At 58.2% G+C, this 16,118-nt stretch carries 10 protein-coding genes; 6 read left to right on the top strand and 4 right to left on the bottom strand.

The window, feature by feature from the left end; genetic code table 11:
* Positions 1-227: 227 nt before the first annotated feature.
* Together KGA82_RS19260 and KGA82_RS19255 are read left to right on the top strand one after the other, a co-directional pair.
* Positions 228-584 (top strand): hypothetical protein, encoded by a 357-nt coding sequence (locus KGA82_RS19260; protein WP_223451883.1) that lies wholly within the window; start codon positions 228-230, stop codon positions 582-584.
* 70 nt (positions 585-654) lie between these two features.
* Positions 655-1,149 (top strand): GreA/GreB family elongation factor, encoded by a 495-nt coding sequence (locus KGA82_RS19255; protein ID WP_223451881.1) that lies wholly within the window; start codon positions 655-657, stop codon positions 1,147-1,149.
* On the opposite strand, the gene gdhA is transcribed toward KGA82_RS19255, so the two are convergent.
* Positions 1,146-2,483, bottom strand: coding sequence for an NADP-specific glutamate dehydrogenase (gdhA, locus tag KGA82_RS19250; RefSeq protein WP_223451879.1), 1,338 nt, complete (start codon positions 2,481-2,483; stop codon positions 1,146-1,148). The genes KGA82_RS19255 and gdhA overlap by 4 nt on opposite strands.
* 346 nt (positions 2,484-2,829) lie before the next feature.
* Positions 2,830-4,494 (bottom strand): energy-dependent translational throttle protein EttA, encoded by a 1,665-nt coding sequence (ettA, locus tag KGA82_RS19245; protein WP_008037925.1) that lies wholly within the window; start codon positions 4,492-4,494, stop codon positions 2,830-2,832.
* A gap of 283 nt (positions 4,495-4,777) precedes the next feature.
* On the opposite strand from ettA, the gene KGA82_RS19240 reads away from it, so the two are divergent.
* Positions 4,778-8,626, top strand: a complete 3,849-nt coding sequence (locus tag KGA82_RS19240; RefSeq protein WP_223451873.1) for a bifunctional diguanylate cyclase/phosphodiesterase — start codon at positions 4,778-4,780, stop codon at positions 8,624-8,626.
* Positions 8,627-8,844: 218 nt separating this feature from the next.
* Complete coding sequence (glyA, locus tag KGA82_RS19235) at positions 8,845-10,098, top strand: serine hydroxymethyltransferase (protein WP_008028869.1); 1,254 nt, start codon at positions 8,845-8,847, stop codon at positions 10,096-10,098.
* A 74-nt stretch (positions 10,099-10,172) separates the two neighbouring features.
* Here glyA and lanM read toward each other — a convergent pair whose 3' ends face one another.
* Positions 10,173-13,250 carry a type 2 lanthipeptide synthetase LanM gene (gene lanM / locus KGA82_RS19230; RefSeq protein ID WP_223451860.1) on the bottom strand — a complete coding sequence of 1,026 codons (3,078 nt, stop codon included), beginning with the start codon at positions 13,248-13,250 and terminating at the stop codon, positions 10,173-10,175.
* Between the two features lie 58 nt (positions 13,251-13,308).
* Entirely contained in the window at positions 13,309-13,464 is a 156-nt protein-coding gene (locus tag KGA82_RS19225; protein ID WP_223451853.1) for a hypothetical protein, read from the bottom strand.
* A gap of 580 nt (positions 13,465-14,044) precedes the next feature.
* Here KGA82_RS19225 and KGA82_RS19220 point away from each other — a divergent pair.
* Together KGA82_RS19220 and KGA82_RS19215 are read left to right on the top strand one after the other, a co-directional pair.
* Complete coding sequence (locus KGA82_RS19220) at positions 14,045-15,358, top strand: C4-dicarboxylate transporter DctA (protein ID WP_192418941.1); 1,314 nt, start codon at positions 14,045-14,047, stop codon at positions 15,356-15,358.
* Positions 15,359-15,410: 52 nt separating this feature from the next.
* Positions 15,411-16,115: a FadR/GntR family transcriptional regulator gene (locus tag KGA82_RS19215; RefSeq protein ID WP_008040325.1), complete on the top strand. Its 705-nt coding sequence runs from the start codon at positions 15,411-15,413 to the stop codon at positions 16,113-16,115.
* Positions 16,116-16,118 lie beyond the last annotated feature (3 nt).

Below are 16,118 nucleotides of genomic sequence, written 5' to 3'. Positions count from 1 at the left end.
AGATGTGTATAATAGACAGTCGGAACGCCGCCCGCAGCAAGCCGGCTCCTACAGGTGATGGCGTCACCGCGGAGTAACTGAACGACCGTGTTGATGCCATCGCCGGCAAGCCGGCTCCTACAAGGGATCTGTGTTGTTCAACGGATTCATCACAGGCCTTTCACGAAGGTCTCACGAATGCACTTCTAGACTTGAACCATAGGCCGTTGAACGGCCGGGAGTCCGAGATGTGGCGTTGTGTGGGTATGATGGGTGTGTTGCTGTTGTGCGCGGGTTGCCAGACGACTCACGAAGACCTGATTGCCAAGGGTTATCCTCCGGCATTCGCCGATGGTTTCGATGACGGCTGCAGCAGTGGTCGACAGGCTGCCGGGGCGATCACCGGTGAATTTCGCAAGAACGTGCCGCGGTATCTCAAGGACAAGCCATACGCCGAAGGCTGGAGCGATGGTTTCCGCCAATGCCAGGCCATGCGCGAAAGCGAAGACCGCGAGGACTATCGCAGCCATCACTGGGACGAACGTGAAAAAGCCTGGCAACAGCAGAAAGATCAGGACGCCGCCCGTGCGTTTCGCTCGCAATGAGTCGCTGACAGACATCCGCCGAAACTAAAAGCCTGTGACCATGGCCTAAACCCTATAACGGGAGGAAACCATGAGTCGCGCCTTCGTCAATGAAGATAACGCCGCCGCGCAAGTTGATCAGCCCGTCGAACGGCAGGTCAGCACGCAGCCCAATTACGTCACGCCCGCAGGCCTTGCCCAGTTGCAGGCAAAAGTTGCCGGGTTGCAACAATTGCACAATGAACAATCGGCCCAAGGCGAGCAGGCCGACAAGCAACGCCTGGTGGACCTTGAGCGGGATTTGCGCTACTTCAATCAGCGCCTGCAAAGCGCTCAGGTCGTGACCGCCGCCAGTTCAACGCAAAAGGTGCAGATCGGCAGCCGCGTGACCTTCGCCGACGAGCACAGCACCGAGCAAACCGTGCAATTGGTCGGTGAAGACCAGGCCGACGCGTCTGCGGGCCTGATCAACTGGGGTTCACCGCTGGGCCGGGCATTGCTTGGGGCGCAACTCGGCGACGAGGTGCTGTGGCAACGCCCGGCGGGCGATCAGACGATCGAAATCATCCGCATCGAACCGGCTTAAACCACGCCCTGGGCGAGCATGGCGTCGGCGACTTTGACGAAACCGGCGATGTTCGCGCCTTTGACGTAGTTGATGCGGCCGTTCTCTTCGCCGTAATGCACGCACGCATGGTGGATCGACTGCATGATCCCGTGGAGCTTGCTGTCCACTTCCCCGCCGGTCCACAGCAGACGCATGGCGTTCTGCGACATCTCCAGCCCGCTCACCGCGACACCGCCGGCGTTGGACGCCTTGCCCGGCGCGAACAGAATCCCGGCCTCGATAAACAGGTCCACGGCGTCCAGGGTGGTCGGCATGTTCGCGCCTTCCGCCACGCAGATGCAGCCGTTGCGCAGCAACGTGCGCGCGGCCTCGGCATCCAGTTCGTTTTGAGTGGCGCAGGGCAGCGCGATGTCGCACACCAGATCCCACGGGCACTGACCCGCACGGAACTCCAGACCGAAACGCGTGGCCAGCTCGCTGATCCGTCCACGCTTGACGTTTTTCAGCTCCAACAGCGCCAGCCACTGTTCTTCGGTCAAACCCGCCTCGCAGTACAGCGTGCCTTCGGAGTCCGAGAGCGAAATCACCTTGCCGCCCAGGTCCATGACCTTGCGCGCCGCGTACTGCGCAACGTTGCCGGAACCCGAGATCGCTACGCGCTTGCCTTCGACGGCTTCACCGCTGCGCTTGAGCATTTCCTCGGCGAAGTACACGCAGCCGAAACCGGTGGCTTCCGGACGAATCAGGCTGCCGCCATAGCTCGGGCCCTTGCCGGTCAGCACGCTGGTGAACTGGTTGCTCAGGCGCTTGTACTGGCCGAACAGGAAACCGATCTCGCGGGCACCCACGCCGATGTCGCCGGCCGGCACGTCAACGTCTGCACCGATGTGACGGTACAACTCGCTCATGAAGGCCTGGCAGAAGCGCATGACTTCCGCGTCGCTTTTGCCTTTCGGGTCGAAGTCCGAGCCACCCTTGCCACCGCCCATGGGCAACGAGGTCAGGGAGTTTTTGAAGGTTTGTTCGAAGGCGAGGAATTTCAGTACGCCGAGGTTCACCGAAGGATGGAAACGCAAGCCGCCCTTGTACGGACCGATCGCGCTGTTCATCTGGATGCGGAAACCGCGATTGACCTGCACCTTGCCGTGATCGTCGACCCAGGAAACACGGAACACAATCGCCCGCTCCGGCTCGCAGATCCGCTCCAGAATGCCGGAGGTCAGATAATGCGGATTGGCTTCGAGAAATGGCCACAGACTGCGCAGGACCTCTTCGACGGCCTGGTGGAATTCAGGTTGGTCCGGGTCGCGTTTTTTCAGTCGGGCAAGGAAGGTTTCGACGGATTCGATCATGGAAAAGTCTCGGCAAATTTATTGTCGTTGGAAGAGATTGGGCCGGACTTTAGCAAACGGAGTGCGCACAGTAATAGAGCAAAATGTCGCGTTTATGAAATTAAATGGTGCGCAGGATATAAATAACCTCCATTTTCAGGCTGATTCCGCACCTAAAAAGGGATTCACAAATTGGATCATGCACCAGTAGTGATTCCGCTTTCGCGAGCAAGCTTTGCTCCTACAGTTGATCGCGTCCCCTGTAGGAGCAAAGCTTGCTCGCGATGAATGCACCTCGGTGTACCTGAAAAAACCCATAAAAAAACGGAGCCCCGAAGGCTCCGTTTTTTATGCAACCAACCCGAAATCAGGCCAGTTTCTTGTGCCGTACACGATGCGGCTGGGAAGCCGCTTCGCCGAGGCGTTTCTTGCGATCGGCTTCGTACTCGGTGTAGTTACCTTCGAAGAACACCGCTTGCGAATCGTCTTCGTACGCCAGGATGTGCGTCGCGACGCGGTCAAGGAACCACCGATCGTGAGAGATCACAATGGCGGCGCCCGGGAAGTCCAGCAGGGCTTCTTCCAGGGAACGCAGGGTTTCAACGTCGAGGTCGTTGGACGGTTCGTCGAGCAGCAGGACGTTGCCGCCCTCTTTCAGGGTCAGGGCCAGGTGCAAGCGACCGCGCTCACCACCGGACAGGTCCTTGACGAACTTCTGCTGATCGCCGCCCTTGAAGTTGAAGCGACCGACGTAGGTACGCGACGGGATCTCGTAGTTGCCGATGCGGATCTGATCCGAACCGTCGGAGATTTGCTGGAACACAGTTTTGCTGCCGTCCAGGTCTTCGCGGCTCTGATCGACGCAGGCCAGTTGCACGGTTTCGCCGACTTCGATGCTGCCCGAATCCGGTTGTTCCTTGCCCATCAGCATGCGGAACAGCGTCGACTTACCGGCACCGTTACCGCCGATCACGCCGACGATGGCGCCTTTAGGCATGGAGAACGACAGGTTGTCGATCAGCACGCGATCGCCATAGCCCTTGGAAACGTTCTTGAACTCGATGACCTTGTCACCCAGGCGCGGACCGGCCGGGATGTAGATCTCGTTGGTTTCCGAACGCTTCTGGAATTCCTGCGATTGCATTTCTTCGAAGCGTTGCAGACGTGCCTTGGATTTCGACTGGCGGGCCTTGGCGCCTTTGCGCACCCACTCCAGTTCTTCCTTCATGGCTTTTTCGTGGGCCGACTGCTGCTTGGACTCCTGGGCCAGACGATCGGACTTGGCTTCAAGCCAACCCGAATAGTTGCCCTCGTACGGGATACCGGCGCCGCGGTCGAGCTCGAGGATCCAGCCAGCAACGTTGTCCAGGAAGTAACGGTCGTGCGTGATCGCAACGACAGTGCCCGGGAAGTCGTGGAGGAAGTGTTCCAGCCAGGCGACGGAATCGGCGTCCAGGTGGTTGGTCGGTTCGTCGAGCAGCAGCATGTCCGGTGCGGACAGCAGCAGGCGGCACAGGGCCACACGACGCTTTTCACCACCGGAAAGGAATTCGACCTTGGCATCCCAGGCCGGCAGGCGCAGCGCATCGGCGGCGACTTCCAGCTGGCGATCCAGGTTGTGACCGTCGCTGGCTTGCAGGATGGCTTCGAGCTTGGCCTGTTCGGCGGCCAGTTTGTCGAAGTCGGCATCTTCATCAGCGTAAGCCGCGTAGACCTCGTCCAGGCGTGCCTGGGCGTTCTTGATCACGCTGACCGCTTCCTCGACCACTTCACGCACGGTCTTGGTCGGGTCCAGGATCGGTTCCTGTGGCAGGTAACCGATGTTCAACTCCGGCATCGGACGGGCTTCGCCCTCGAACTCGGTGTCGACGCCGGCCATGATTTTCAGCAGCGTGGATTTACCCGAACCGTTGAGGCCGAGCACGCCGATCTTGGCGCCGGGGAAGAAGGACAGCGAAATGTTTTTCAGGATTTCCCGCTTCGGCGGAACAACTTTGCCCAGCCGATGCATGGTGAAGACGTATTGAGCCATGGAGAACCTTGGGTCAGTGACAGATGAATGATTGGAGCGCAGGCGATGCCCGGCCAGGCCGTGCGCGTCGACGACTGATAGGTATCAATGCTGCGCGCTGAAAAAACCTGATTCTAGGAGCTGGAACGCTCCCGCGTAACCGGCAAAGCTACCTTATTGACAGAAGGCAGTCCAGCCGGGAGGGTCTGGCACTTTGCCACAACTCAAGGCATGCTAGCCGCCCTCCGGGCGTCCGGCTTATAGTGCACGTCGCGCCAGTCCAGCTAAATCGCAGGATTACAGTTTGTCTAATGTCACTCCGCCCTTGACCACCCGTGCACCGACTGCTGTGCCCGGTTCCCCCCTGCGCGGAACATTAAAGGGTGCGCTGGCGACACTCGTGCTTTTGCTGCTCGCGTTGCTGTTCTGGCAACTGCTGGATCAGCTGCGCGAAACCCAGAAAAACCAGCGCCAATACACCATCGACTACACCGCCGATCTGGCGGCGCAAGTCAGCCTGAACATGTCGCTCAATGCGCAGATCGCCCTCAACCTGCTACCGATCGTCGAACAGCCGCAAAGCGCCGACGAACAGCAGGAGCTGCTGCGCAAGCTGCAAAAGTCCTTGCCCGACCTGCGCAGCCTCGCGTTGTTGAGCCCCTCAGGAAAAGTCATCAGCGACACCACCGCCGACAGCGACGACGCCGACTACCTCGTCGAACTGGTACGCCGCAGCCGTACCCAGGCACATTATTTCAGCAACGCCGATAACGGTTCGGTGGTGCACCTGTTGCTGCATCAAGCCAGCGGCAGCTCTCGGGGCTATTGGGTCCTGCGCCTGACGCCGAGCTTTTTCTCATCACTGACCAAACCAGGCGAGGCCGGCATCCGCCCAATGTGGCTGGTGGAAAACCGCGTCAATCACCAGGTCATCAGCCGCGATGATTCACAGCCCCTGGCCAAGCCGAGCGAGCTGACCGCGAATGATGTGGCCAACAGCGTGCTGACGGTCCCCCTGACCGGCAGCGACTGGCAACTGCGCGGGTTGTTCGACCGCCAACGCGTGATCGAAGAACTGCTGCCGGCGTTTATCGGTAAATGCCTGTTGGGGCTGGCGCTCTCTCTGCTGCCGCTGATCGCCCTGTTGAACATACGCCGCCGTCAGCGCCAGGTGAGTGAAGGTCGCCGGCGCTATCAGGATATTTTCGAAGGCACCGGCGTCGCCCTGTGTGTGCTCGATGTGTCTGGCCTCAAGAACGTCTTCGACAAAAACCAGTTGCTCAGCACCGAACACCTGCAAACCTGGCTGGAAACCCCGGAACAGCGCCAGCAGCTGTTGCAGGAACTGCGCATCACCGAGGTCAACCAGGTCGCCCTGCAACTGCTCAACGTCAATTCCTGTGAACAAGCCTGGAAGTTGCTGATCGACGGCAATCCGCTGGATGGCACCGCCATCGGCAATCAAGTGCTCGAAGCGGTACTCAATCAGCAGAAACAGTTCGAGCTGGAAATAAAACTGCAAGACGCCAATGGCCGCGATCAGCACCTGTGGCTGGTGATGCGCCTGCCGGAAAACCAGGACGACTATAAAGCGGTGATCCTGAGCATCAGCGACATCACCAGTCGCAAGCTCATCGAACTGTCGCTGCTTGAGCGTGAAGGGTTCTGGTCCGACGTGGTGCGCACCGTGCCGGATCATTTGTACGTCCAGGACGTGATCAGCCAGCGCATGATCTTCAGCAACCACCACCTGGGCCAGACACTCGGTTACAACCGCACCGAGCTGCACCAGATGGGCGAGTACTTCTGGGAAATCCTGCTGCACCCCGAAGATGCCGACCACTACCACCGCGCGCGACAGACCCAGCGGCACGCGGGCTATACGCAATTGCTGCAATGCCAACTGCGCTTCCGTCACCGCAACGGCAAATGGCGGCGTTTCGATATTCGTGAACAGGCGCTGGCGCGGGACAAACACGACCAGGTCACACGGATCATCGGCGTGGCCAAGGACATCACCGAGCAGATCGAGGCCAGTGAGTCCCTGCGCGACAGCGAGCAGCGCTACCGGATGCTCGCCGAAAGCATCAGCGACGTGATTTTCTCCACCGACAGCAAGCTCTCGCTCAACTACGTCAGCCCGTCAGTGCAAGCCGTGCTGGGCTACGACACCGACTGGATTTTCCAGAACGGCTGGCAGTCGACCATTGCCAACCCGCAACAGTTGACCGGCATCTACAACCTGATGGACCGCGTCAGCAAAGCGCTGGGCAAACCCGACCAACTGGCGCTGTTGCGCAGCCAGGTGCAGACCCAACTGTTCCTGTTCGACTGCTTGCGTGCCGATGGGCGCAAGATTCCGATCGAGTTGCGGCTGGTGCTGGTCTGGGACGAACACGGTGCCTTCGAAGGCGTGCTCGGTGTCGGTCGCGACATCAGCCAGCAACGCCGCGCCGAGAAAGACCTGCGCATGGCGGCCACGGTATTCGAACACTCGACGTCGGCGATCCTGATCACCGACCCGGCAGGCTACATCGTGCAGGCCAACGAAGCGTTCAGTCGCGTGAGCGGCTATGCGGTGGAGCAAGTGCTCGACCAGTTGCCGAACATGCTGACCGTCGACGAGCAGCAGGAAGCGCACCTGCGCTATGTGCTCAAGCAATTGAACCAGCACAGCACCTGGGAAGGCGAAGTCTGGCTCAGGCGTCGTAACGGCGAGCATTACCCGGCGTGGGTCGGCATCACGGCGGTGCTCGACGATGAAGGCGATCTGGCCAGTTACGTGTGTTTCTTCAGCGACATCAGCGAGCGCAAGGCCAGTGAACAACGGATTCACCGCCTCGCCTATTACGACGCCCTGACGCACCTGCCCAACCGCACGCTGTTCCAGGACCGCCTGCACACCGCGCTGCAATCGGCGGAACGGCAGAAGTCCTGGGTGGTGCTGATGTTCCTCGACCTCGACCGTTTCAAGCCGATCAACGACTCCCTGGGCCACGCCGCCGGCGATCGCATGCTCAAGGAAATGGCCACGCGCCTGCTCGGTTGCGTCGATGACGACGACACCGTGGCGCGTATGGGCGGCGATGAATTCACCTTGCTCCTGCAACCGCGGGCCAACCGTGAAATCGCCCTCAATCGGGCGATTCACGTGGCCGAACAGATTCTCGCCAGCCTGGTGAAACCGTTCGTGCTTGAAGGCCGCGAATTCTTCGTCACCGCCAGTATCGGCATCGCCCTGAGCCCGCAGGACGGCAACGAACTCAGTCAGCTGATGAAGAACGCCGACACCGCGATGTATCACGCCAAGGAACGCGGCAAGAACAACTTCCAGTTCTATCAGGCGGACATGAACGCCAGTGCCCTCGAGCGCCTGGAGCTGGAAAGCGACTTGCGTCACGCCCTGGAACAGAACGAATTCGTTCTGTACTACCAGCCGCAATTCAGTGGCGACGGCAAACGCCTGACCGGTGCCGAAGCCTTGCTGCGCTGGCGTCATCCGCGCCGTGGCCTGGTGCCGCCGGGGGATTTCATTCCGGTGCTCGAAGAACTGGGTCTGGTGGTGGACGTCGGCGACTGGGTGATCAGCGAGGCGTGCCGTCAGCTCAAGACCTGGCATCAGGCCAAGGTGCGGGTGCCGAAGGTATCGGTCAACATCTCTGCCCGGCAGTTCTCCGACGGCCAGCTCGGCACACGGATCGCCACCATCCTCAAGGAAACAGGCCTGCCACCGGCGTGCCTGGAACTGGAGCTGACCGAAAGTATCCTGATGCGCGAAGTCAGCGAGGCGATGCAGATTCTGGCCGGGCTGAAAAACCTCGGGCTGAGCATCGCGGTCGACGACTTCGGCACCGGTTATTCGTCGCTCAACTACCTCAAGCAGTTCCCGATCGACGTGCTGAAGATCGACCGTACCTTTGTCGATGGCTTGCCGTCGGGTGAACAGGACGCGCAGATCGCCCGGGCGATCATTGCCATGGCCCACAGCCTCAACCTGGCGGTGATCGCCGAGGGCGTGGAAACCCATGAGCAGCTGGACTTCCTGCGTGAGCATGGCTGTGATGAGGTTCAGGGTTACCTGTTCGGGCGGCCGATGCCGGCGGGACGGTTTGAAGCGCAGTTCAGTAATGATGCGCTCTTCATGTTCGACTGAAATTTGTAGTGCTGCAGATGACCCCTTCGCGGGCAAGCCTCGCTCCTACGGATATCACCGACTGTAGGAGCGAGGCTTGCCCGCGAAGAGGCCGGCACGATCGCCGCCGATTCCTGCATGAACACCACTTGTCTGCGACATGATGCCCTTTCATATGCCATCTAAATCCCATTGGGTTAGAATGCCCCCCTTTTCTGCCCCGATCCTTGAGGACCGCCATGTTCAGCCGTGATTTGACTATTGCCAAGTACGACGCCGATCTTTTTGCCGCCATGGAGCAAGAAGCTCAGCGCCAGGAAGAACACATCGAGCTGATCGCTTCGGAAAACTACACCAGCCCTGCGGTGATGGAAGCTCAAGGCTCGGTACTGACCAACAAGTACGCCGAAGGCTACCCGGGCAAGCGCTACTACGGTGGTTGCGAGTTCGTCGACGTCGTTGAGCAACTGGCCATCGACCGTGCCAAAGAACTGTTCGGCGCCGATTACGCCAACGTTCAGCCGCACGCCGGTTCGCAAGCCAACAGCGCCGTTTACCTGGCCCTGCTGCAAGCGGGCGACACCATCCTGGGCATGAGCCTGGCTCACGGTGGTCACCTGACCCACGGTGCCAGCGTTTCGTCCTCCGGCAAGCTGTACAACGCCGTTCAGTACGGCATCGACGCCAATGGCCTGATCGACTACGACGAAGTCGAGCGCCTGGCCGTTGAGCACAAGCCGAAAATGATCGTGGCCGGTTTCTCTGCCTACTCGCAGATCCTCGACTTCCCGCGCTTCCGCGCAATCGCTGACAAGGTTGGCGCCTACCTGTTCGTCGACATGGCCCACGTGGCCGGTCTGGTCGCCGCTGGCGTCTACCCGAACCCGGTGCCATTCGCTGACGTCGTGACCACCACCACGCACAAGACCCTGCGCGGTCCACGTGGCGGCCTGATCCTGGCTCGCGCCAACGCCGACATCGAGAAGAAGCTGAACTCCGCAGTATTCCCGGGCGCCCAGGGTGGCCCGCTGGAGCACGTGATCGCTGCCAAAGCGATCTGCTTCAAGGAAGCGCTGCAGCCTGAGTTCAAGGCTTACCAGCAACAAGTGGTGAAAAACGCCCAGGCCATGGCCAGCGTCTTCATCGAGCGCGGTTTCGACGTGGTTTCCGGCGGTACTGAAAACCACCTGTTCCTGCTGTCGCTGATCAAGCAGGAAATCTCCGGTAAAGACGCTGACGCCGCTCTGGGCAAAGCATTCATCACCGTGAACAAGAACTCCGTGCCAAACGATCCACGCTCCCCGTTCGTCACCTCCGGCCTGCGCTTCGGCACTCCGGCTGTGACCACTCGCGGCTTCAAGGAAGCAGAGTGCAAAGAGCTGGCCGGCTGGATCTGCGACATCCTGGCTGACCTGAACAACGAAGCGGTGATCGACGCCGTTCGTGAGAAGGTCAAGGCTATCTGCAAGAAGCTGCCGGTGTACGGCGCTTAATTGCACCGCTAGACCGTAGTTAGAAAAAACCGGCCAGTGATGGCCGGTTTTTTTTCGCCTGGGTTTTGTGCCGCTCAGGCAGAAACCGGTCTTGCAAACTCGAGAGACAACACATCAGGCAAACCGTCTGCCACAGCATGCAACAGCGCCTGACCAACGCCCGCGATCCCGAGCATCAGGCCCGGATCAGGGATGGTGCGTTCATCCAGAAAATCTTCATTGAAGAAGTTCTGGGCCAGCTGTGAGAGTGCTCGATTTACCCGAGCGATACCTTGCTCATTACATGTGTCGCGATAGAGTCTGAGCAAGCACATCAGATTGCCGAAATCGCCATGACACAGACTGTAACCAGACCCCAGGCCCTGTTCCCAGAGATGACGCTCACACCGTTCGGCATCCTGCTCGAGCACTGTCCTGGTGTCGGCGTCCAGCGCCTCACCCAGCGTCCGAGTCAGCCCGCGTCTGGAAATGAGGATGCCGGCATCGCCATGACACCATTTGACGGTGGACGCTGACTTCGCGGTTTCACGCAGATCAAGCCAGAAACCATCGATTGTCAGGCGGTTTTCTGCCTGCAACACCTGCGCGATCAGCTCGGCCAAACCCGGCGCTTTCGTCACCTCCCAGACTTTTCCCAACGCGTGCAGAACGCCTGAAATGCCATGGGAGAAACCCGTCAACAGCGGCTTGCCCGTTGCCTTGAGCAACAGCGTTCCATTGTCCAGCGTCAGTGCTGACTGAATGGCTTGCGAGAACTTTTCGATCAAGGGCAGCAACGTTTCGCGTTTCTCCAATTGGTAGAGATTCACCAGAACCGTCACCGCGCCGCACCAGCCGTGAATGAAGTCGAACTCATCACCCTCACGGGGAAAGTCGGCCAGTTGGAGCACTGTTTCGTCGATGCTTGCCTGATACGTCTGGCGGCCGGTCATGATCTGGTAGTTGACCAGCACGTATAAGTAGGAGGTCAAGCCGAAATAGGCGCTGACGGTCAGCTCGCTTGCAAAATGCCCTTGGGATTTACTGATGCCCACGAGGATCCGCTCAGCCTCTTGCAGATAACGCGTCGCACCGCTGGCCCTGAACAGGCTCAAGTAAAAAATCGCCAGGCCTCCCATCCCGTTGTACAAACCACTACCCATGGGCGAAATGAAGTGGCGCCGGGTACGCGGGTGCGTATCCATGAACGTCCAAGCCACATCGCCCTCCTCGCCCTCGACACGCGTTCGCTCAATGATTCCGGCAATGGTCATCGCGTGTTCAAGGTAGTGCGCCCGACTCAGGTCAGGCGCTGTTTTGAGGTGATGCTCCCGGTTGAGTGGCAAGGCTTCATTGGCCACAGGAAACAGGCACATCTGCACGATGTGTATCTGAAAGGCTTTGTGTTCGGGCGAAAGGTTTTCCAACTTGCGGCGGCAACTGTCGAACGGGCGCTCAATGGCCAAAGAAGCTACGGCTTGCCCATGCGCGTCCAGCAAGCTATTGGACAGTAAGGGCAAGGTAAAACAAGGAAAGTTGGCCTTCGCCAGATCGCTGATTTCATGCCTGGGAATCCCGTAGTCATTGAGCGTTTCGTTCAGCTCCGACCATAAGGTTGCCAGTAAAAGATCCCGCTGAAGCCCACAGCGGGTAAACCGTGGATGGAGCATCATCCCGATGAAATCAGCATAACGCTGGGTATTTTTGATCAGAACCCGGGTTTTCAACGACTGGGCATGCTGTTCGAGCAACTCAAGCACCGCACCGCGGTGGTTCATCATCTCGTCGTAACCCGCCTCAAAGCCGCGAAAAAAGGCGTCCTTATGATCCGTGACCGAATATGTCCGGCTTTCGAAAACGGGCAGGTGCCGAATGACCGGGCGGCTTTGGGCGTCGATGGGTTTCAAACGGTAGAAACGCTGTTCACGGACCAGCTGTCTTTTTTTGGCAACGAACTGTTGCTGGCAGCTCAGACCACTGTAGTCATTGTCGGAGTCCGGCGAATTAGGCACGAATCCGCTTGCGTACACTGATTGGCTGTTGAGCTTGATGGTTTTGAACAGCGCACGGCTATGAGGCAGATTGACCCTCAAGTCGACCATGACCGGCGTGAACAGGCATTCCAGATCGATCATCACCGGGCTGCTACCGCAGGCAATGATGTTTTCATAGTGAAAGTCGATGCCGTTCAACGCATGAATCACCGCGACTTGGGCGCCCAGACGCTGAAAAAAAAGTGACAGGTCGCTGTGGGTTTCACAGGCCAGGTTGTCGATTTTTTCAATCCAGCAATGATTGTCCAGCGACACCATGATCGGCACGTAAACGGAGAAACAGGCCTCACCGCTGCGCTCATGCAGTTGCCTGAGCAATTCGCCGTAAAACATTGCTTCACGGTTGCTCCTGGGCTTGTACATCAGTGCCTGGTTGCCGATCTGCAGGCAGCAGACGGTTTCGCCATTGGCATGGGAATCCCCGAGACCGAGGGTAATCGAATCGATCCGTGTGTCGGGCAATGCGAAAGTGGTTTTAAGTCGTTGGCTATCGTCCGCGAAATGCCCGATCACCTTGTACAGGTAGGCCACCGTATCTTCGATTCGCACCATGAGCAAGCGGGTCAGCACCGGGTATGAGCTGAGGAACGAGCTGAATCCATCGCCCGCCATGGCTTGGTCAAATCCCTGTAAATCCAGATCGACACCTTCGGCGATCTGGCTGTTTAACTGGTAAACCAGCGACTTCTCCGACAAGCCTTTCACCAAGGCCGTTATATGCAATCGAATACCGGGAAGAAAAGACTCTGTATTAACCCAGCCACAAATAGAATTGTATTTTTGATCATTTTCAAAAACAAACTTCAAGTACGCATACCAGCGCGCATAAAAAACACTGAACGCCTCATGACTATCAAGCTCGCTCTCGAACGACAACGAAGCAACATCTTTTATCTTCTGATCGAGCACTTCAACCGCTGAAGATTCTTTATTATGTGCCGACAATGAAATGCGATGACACTCTTCCATAAGTGCTCGCCGATCGAAACCAAAATATCGCCGAACGGCTTTATCATCCTTGTGCAAAAGTTCGAGGGTCTTGCGCAGGGCGTCATGGTCGAACGCTGTTTTCACACCCCCAACCAGACGTTCATTGAAGCTCAAAACATCAGTCAACATTGCCAGCCACTCTCGACGAACAGTGCGGGCCAGAGACCCGCCCTGTATTATTTGAGGATCAGCAGGTGCAGCCGATAACGGTGCAGCCCAGGGTCTCGCACGAAACCATGGTGCAGATGGCTTCTCCACCGATGATGCTGGCACCACCAGAATTTACATAAGCTTCGAACTCGACATCCAGTTCACCGGACAGATCCATAATGTGTTCTTGCATGAGACTTCTCCTGATAAAAAACAAGTCGCCCTAGTTGGCGAGAGTTGAAGTTATCACTCACAGCCCGACGTCACCCAGCCGTTAAATAAAACCAAATGTAAGCCACTTGATCGACGATCAACCCTGACGCCTACATGAGCGTCAATATAAAAATCAACGACATTCATACACCCTGAAACAAATGAACCTCATCCAAAAGAAAAAGACAACAAAACCGAAACTAAAAATATTTTCCGAATTTAACAAAACAGAAATCCAACTTCATCACAACAAACTAAATTCACTCGAGCTTAGTGTGCTAACGCCAAAATAAAATATTCATTTACAACTAGATGGCCATGCATGAACTGACCTTGCGCCGCTATCGCAGACAAACTGGCGCCAACAAGGGTTTTGACGTTGACCGTTAACGCCACTGGTCAGACCGGTCATGCCAATTCTCAGGTTTTCACTTGTAATCGTAAAAAAATCCAGCGTAGACTGCGCCTGCACTGGACATACCGGTAAGACCACAATAATTAAGTCCTGAATCTGATGCGCGCAGCGCACGGCAGCCAGGACACCGACCAGGATTCCTCCCATGCTCAGATGGTGCTCGCGTTCAATCTTCCTTCAAGTGGTTCTCGGACTGGTGCTCGGCATCGTCTGCGGGCTGACCCTTCCTGAATACTCCGCCCAGCTCAAACCCCTCGGCGACGGTTTCATCAAACTGATCAAGATGCTCATCGGCCTGATCGTGTTCTGCGTGGTGGTCAGCGGCATCAGCGGTGCCGGCGACCTGAAGAAGGTCGGGCGCATCGGCCTCAAATCGGTGATCTACTTCGAAGTGCTGACTACCATCGCCCTGGTGATTGGCCTGGTGTTCGCCTTCAGCACCGGCATCGGCAGCGGCGCGAACATTCATCTGGAGCAGCTGTCTGCCGCCGACATGGGCGACATCGCCCAGCGCGGCCAGCACATGCACACCACCACACAGTTCCTGATGGACCTGATTCCGACCTCGGTGATCGGCGCCTTCGCCGACAACAACATCCTGCAGGTCCTGCTGTTTTCAGTGCTGTTCGGCAGCGCACTGAACCTGGTGGGCGAAGCCGCGTCGGGCATTTCCCGGCTGATCAATGAGCTGAGCCACGTGATCTTCCGCATCATGGGCATGATCGTGCGCCTGGCGCCGATCGGCGTGTTCGGCGCGATTGCCTTCACCACCAGCAAATATGGCCTGGACTCCCTGCAACACCTAGGCAGTCTGGTCGGTCTTTTCTACCTGACGTGTGTCGCGTTCGTGACGCTGATTCTCGGCCTGGTGATGCGCCTGTCCGGCCTGCGCATGTGGCCGCTGCTCAAATACCTGCGCGAAGAACTGATGATCGTCATGGGCACCGCTTCGTCCGACGCCGTACTGCCGCAAATCATGCGCAAGCTCGAACATCTGGGCATCGGCAGTTCAACAGTCGGGTTGGTGATTCCCACCGGTTACTCATTCAACCTCGACGGTTTTTCGATCTACCTGACATTGGCCATTGTGTTCATCGCCAATGCCACCGGTACGCCGTTGGCCATGACTGATTTGCTGACCATTTTGCTGGTGTCGCTGATCACCTCCAAAGGGGCTCACGGGATTCCCGGCTCGGCGCTGGTGATTCTGGCAGCGACACTGACAGCCATCCCGGCGATTCCGGTGGTCGGTCTGGTGCTGGTATTGGCGGTGGACTGGTTCATGGGCATCGGCCGCGCGCTGACCAACCTGATCGGCAACTGCGTCGCCACCGTGGCCATCGCCCGATGGGAAAAAGACATCGATATCCAACGCGCAAACAAGGTGCTTTCCGGTCAGGTGGGTTATACCTTCCAGCCTCGAAAACCGGTCGCGCCCGCGCACCAGCAGGAATTTTAAACAACGTGTGCCTGCCTATGGGCAGGCACATTATCGCGACTTGGAGCGAACAGTGATTACCTCGTCAACCGTCGTAAATTCAGTAGTGGAAAAACTTCGTGCTGCGCTGGCACGTGGGCAATGGCGCTCCGGCGAGATGCTGCCGGGGCAACGTGAACTGGCCGAGCAACTGGGCATCAGCCGCCCGAGCCTGCGCGAGGCGGTCATCGTCCTGGAAACCCTCGGCCTGGTGCGCTCGATGCCGGGCAAAGGCGTGGTGGTGCTCGATGCCCAACTGACAGACAGCCAAAGCCACGACAGTGCAGTGGCCGGTGCGAGCCTGGAAGACGTGCTGCAACTGCGCTACACCCTTGAGCCGTTTATCGTCGGCCTGGTGGCGCAGTCGATCAGCAGCAAGGAAGTCGGGCAATTGCGCCTGACCCTGATGGACATGCGCGAAGCCCTGGAGGCGAACGACAGCGAAGCCGGGGTCAACGCCTACATCGCGTTCCACGAAGAGCTGTTCACGCTGACCTCGAACCCGATTTTCCAGAGCGTGGTACAGCAGACCAGCAACGCCCTCAAACAAAGCGCCGAGGTGCTGCGCAACTCCCCCGAGCATCTGGCCGAACGCCTCGAAGAAAACGAAGCCGTGGTACGCGCGATCCGCAGCAAAAACAGCGCCCTGGCGAGTGCCGAAATGCGTCGGCACATTCTTCGCGAAGGCCAGCGGATGGGCATCGAATTGAATATCCCGGACGACAACCTCGGCAGTTGAACC

Source organism: Pseudomonas sp. BF-RE-22, assembly GCF_019956155.1.
In the GTDB taxonomy this organism is placed as follows: domain Bacteria; phylum Pseudomonadota; class Gammaproteobacteria; order Pseudomonadales; family Pseudomonadaceae; genus Aquipseudomonas; species Aquipseudomonas migulae.
This window is presented reverse-complemented; position numbering and strand designations above follow the sequence as displayed.

Bases quoted from the DNA above. Each gene is read 5' to 3' on its own strand.
- KGA82_RS19260 (WP_223451883.1), top strand. From the start codon at position 228: ATGTGGCGTTGTGTGGGTATGATGGGTGTGTTGCTGTTGTGCGCGGGT.
- KGA82_RS19255 (WP_223451881.1), top strand. From the start codon at position 655: ATGAGTCGCGCCTTCGTCAATGAAGATAACGCCGCCGCGCAAGTTGAT.
- gdhA (WP_223451879.1), bottom strand. From the start codon at position 2,483: ATGATCGAATCCGTCGAAACCTTCCTTGCCCGACTGAAAAAACGCGAC.
- ettA (WP_008037925.1), bottom strand. From the start codon at position 4,494: ATGGCTCAATACGTCTTCACCATGCATCGGCTGGGCAAAGTTGTTCCG.
- glyA (WP_008028869.1), top strand. From the start codon at position 8,845: ATGTTCAGCCGTGATTTGACTATTGCCAAGTACGACGCCGATCTTTTT.
- lanM (WP_223451860.1), bottom strand. From the start codon at position 13,250: ATGTTGACTGATGTTTTGAGCTTCAATGAACGTCTGGTTGGGGGTGTG.
- KGA82_RS19225 (WP_223451853.1), bottom strand. From the start codon at position 13,464: ATGCAAGAACACATTATGGATCTGTCCGGTGAACTGGATGTCGAGTTC.
- KGA82_RS19220 (WP_192418941.1), top strand. From the start codon at position 14,045: ATGCTCAGATGGTGCTCGCGTTCAATCTTCCTTCAAGTGGTTCTCGGA.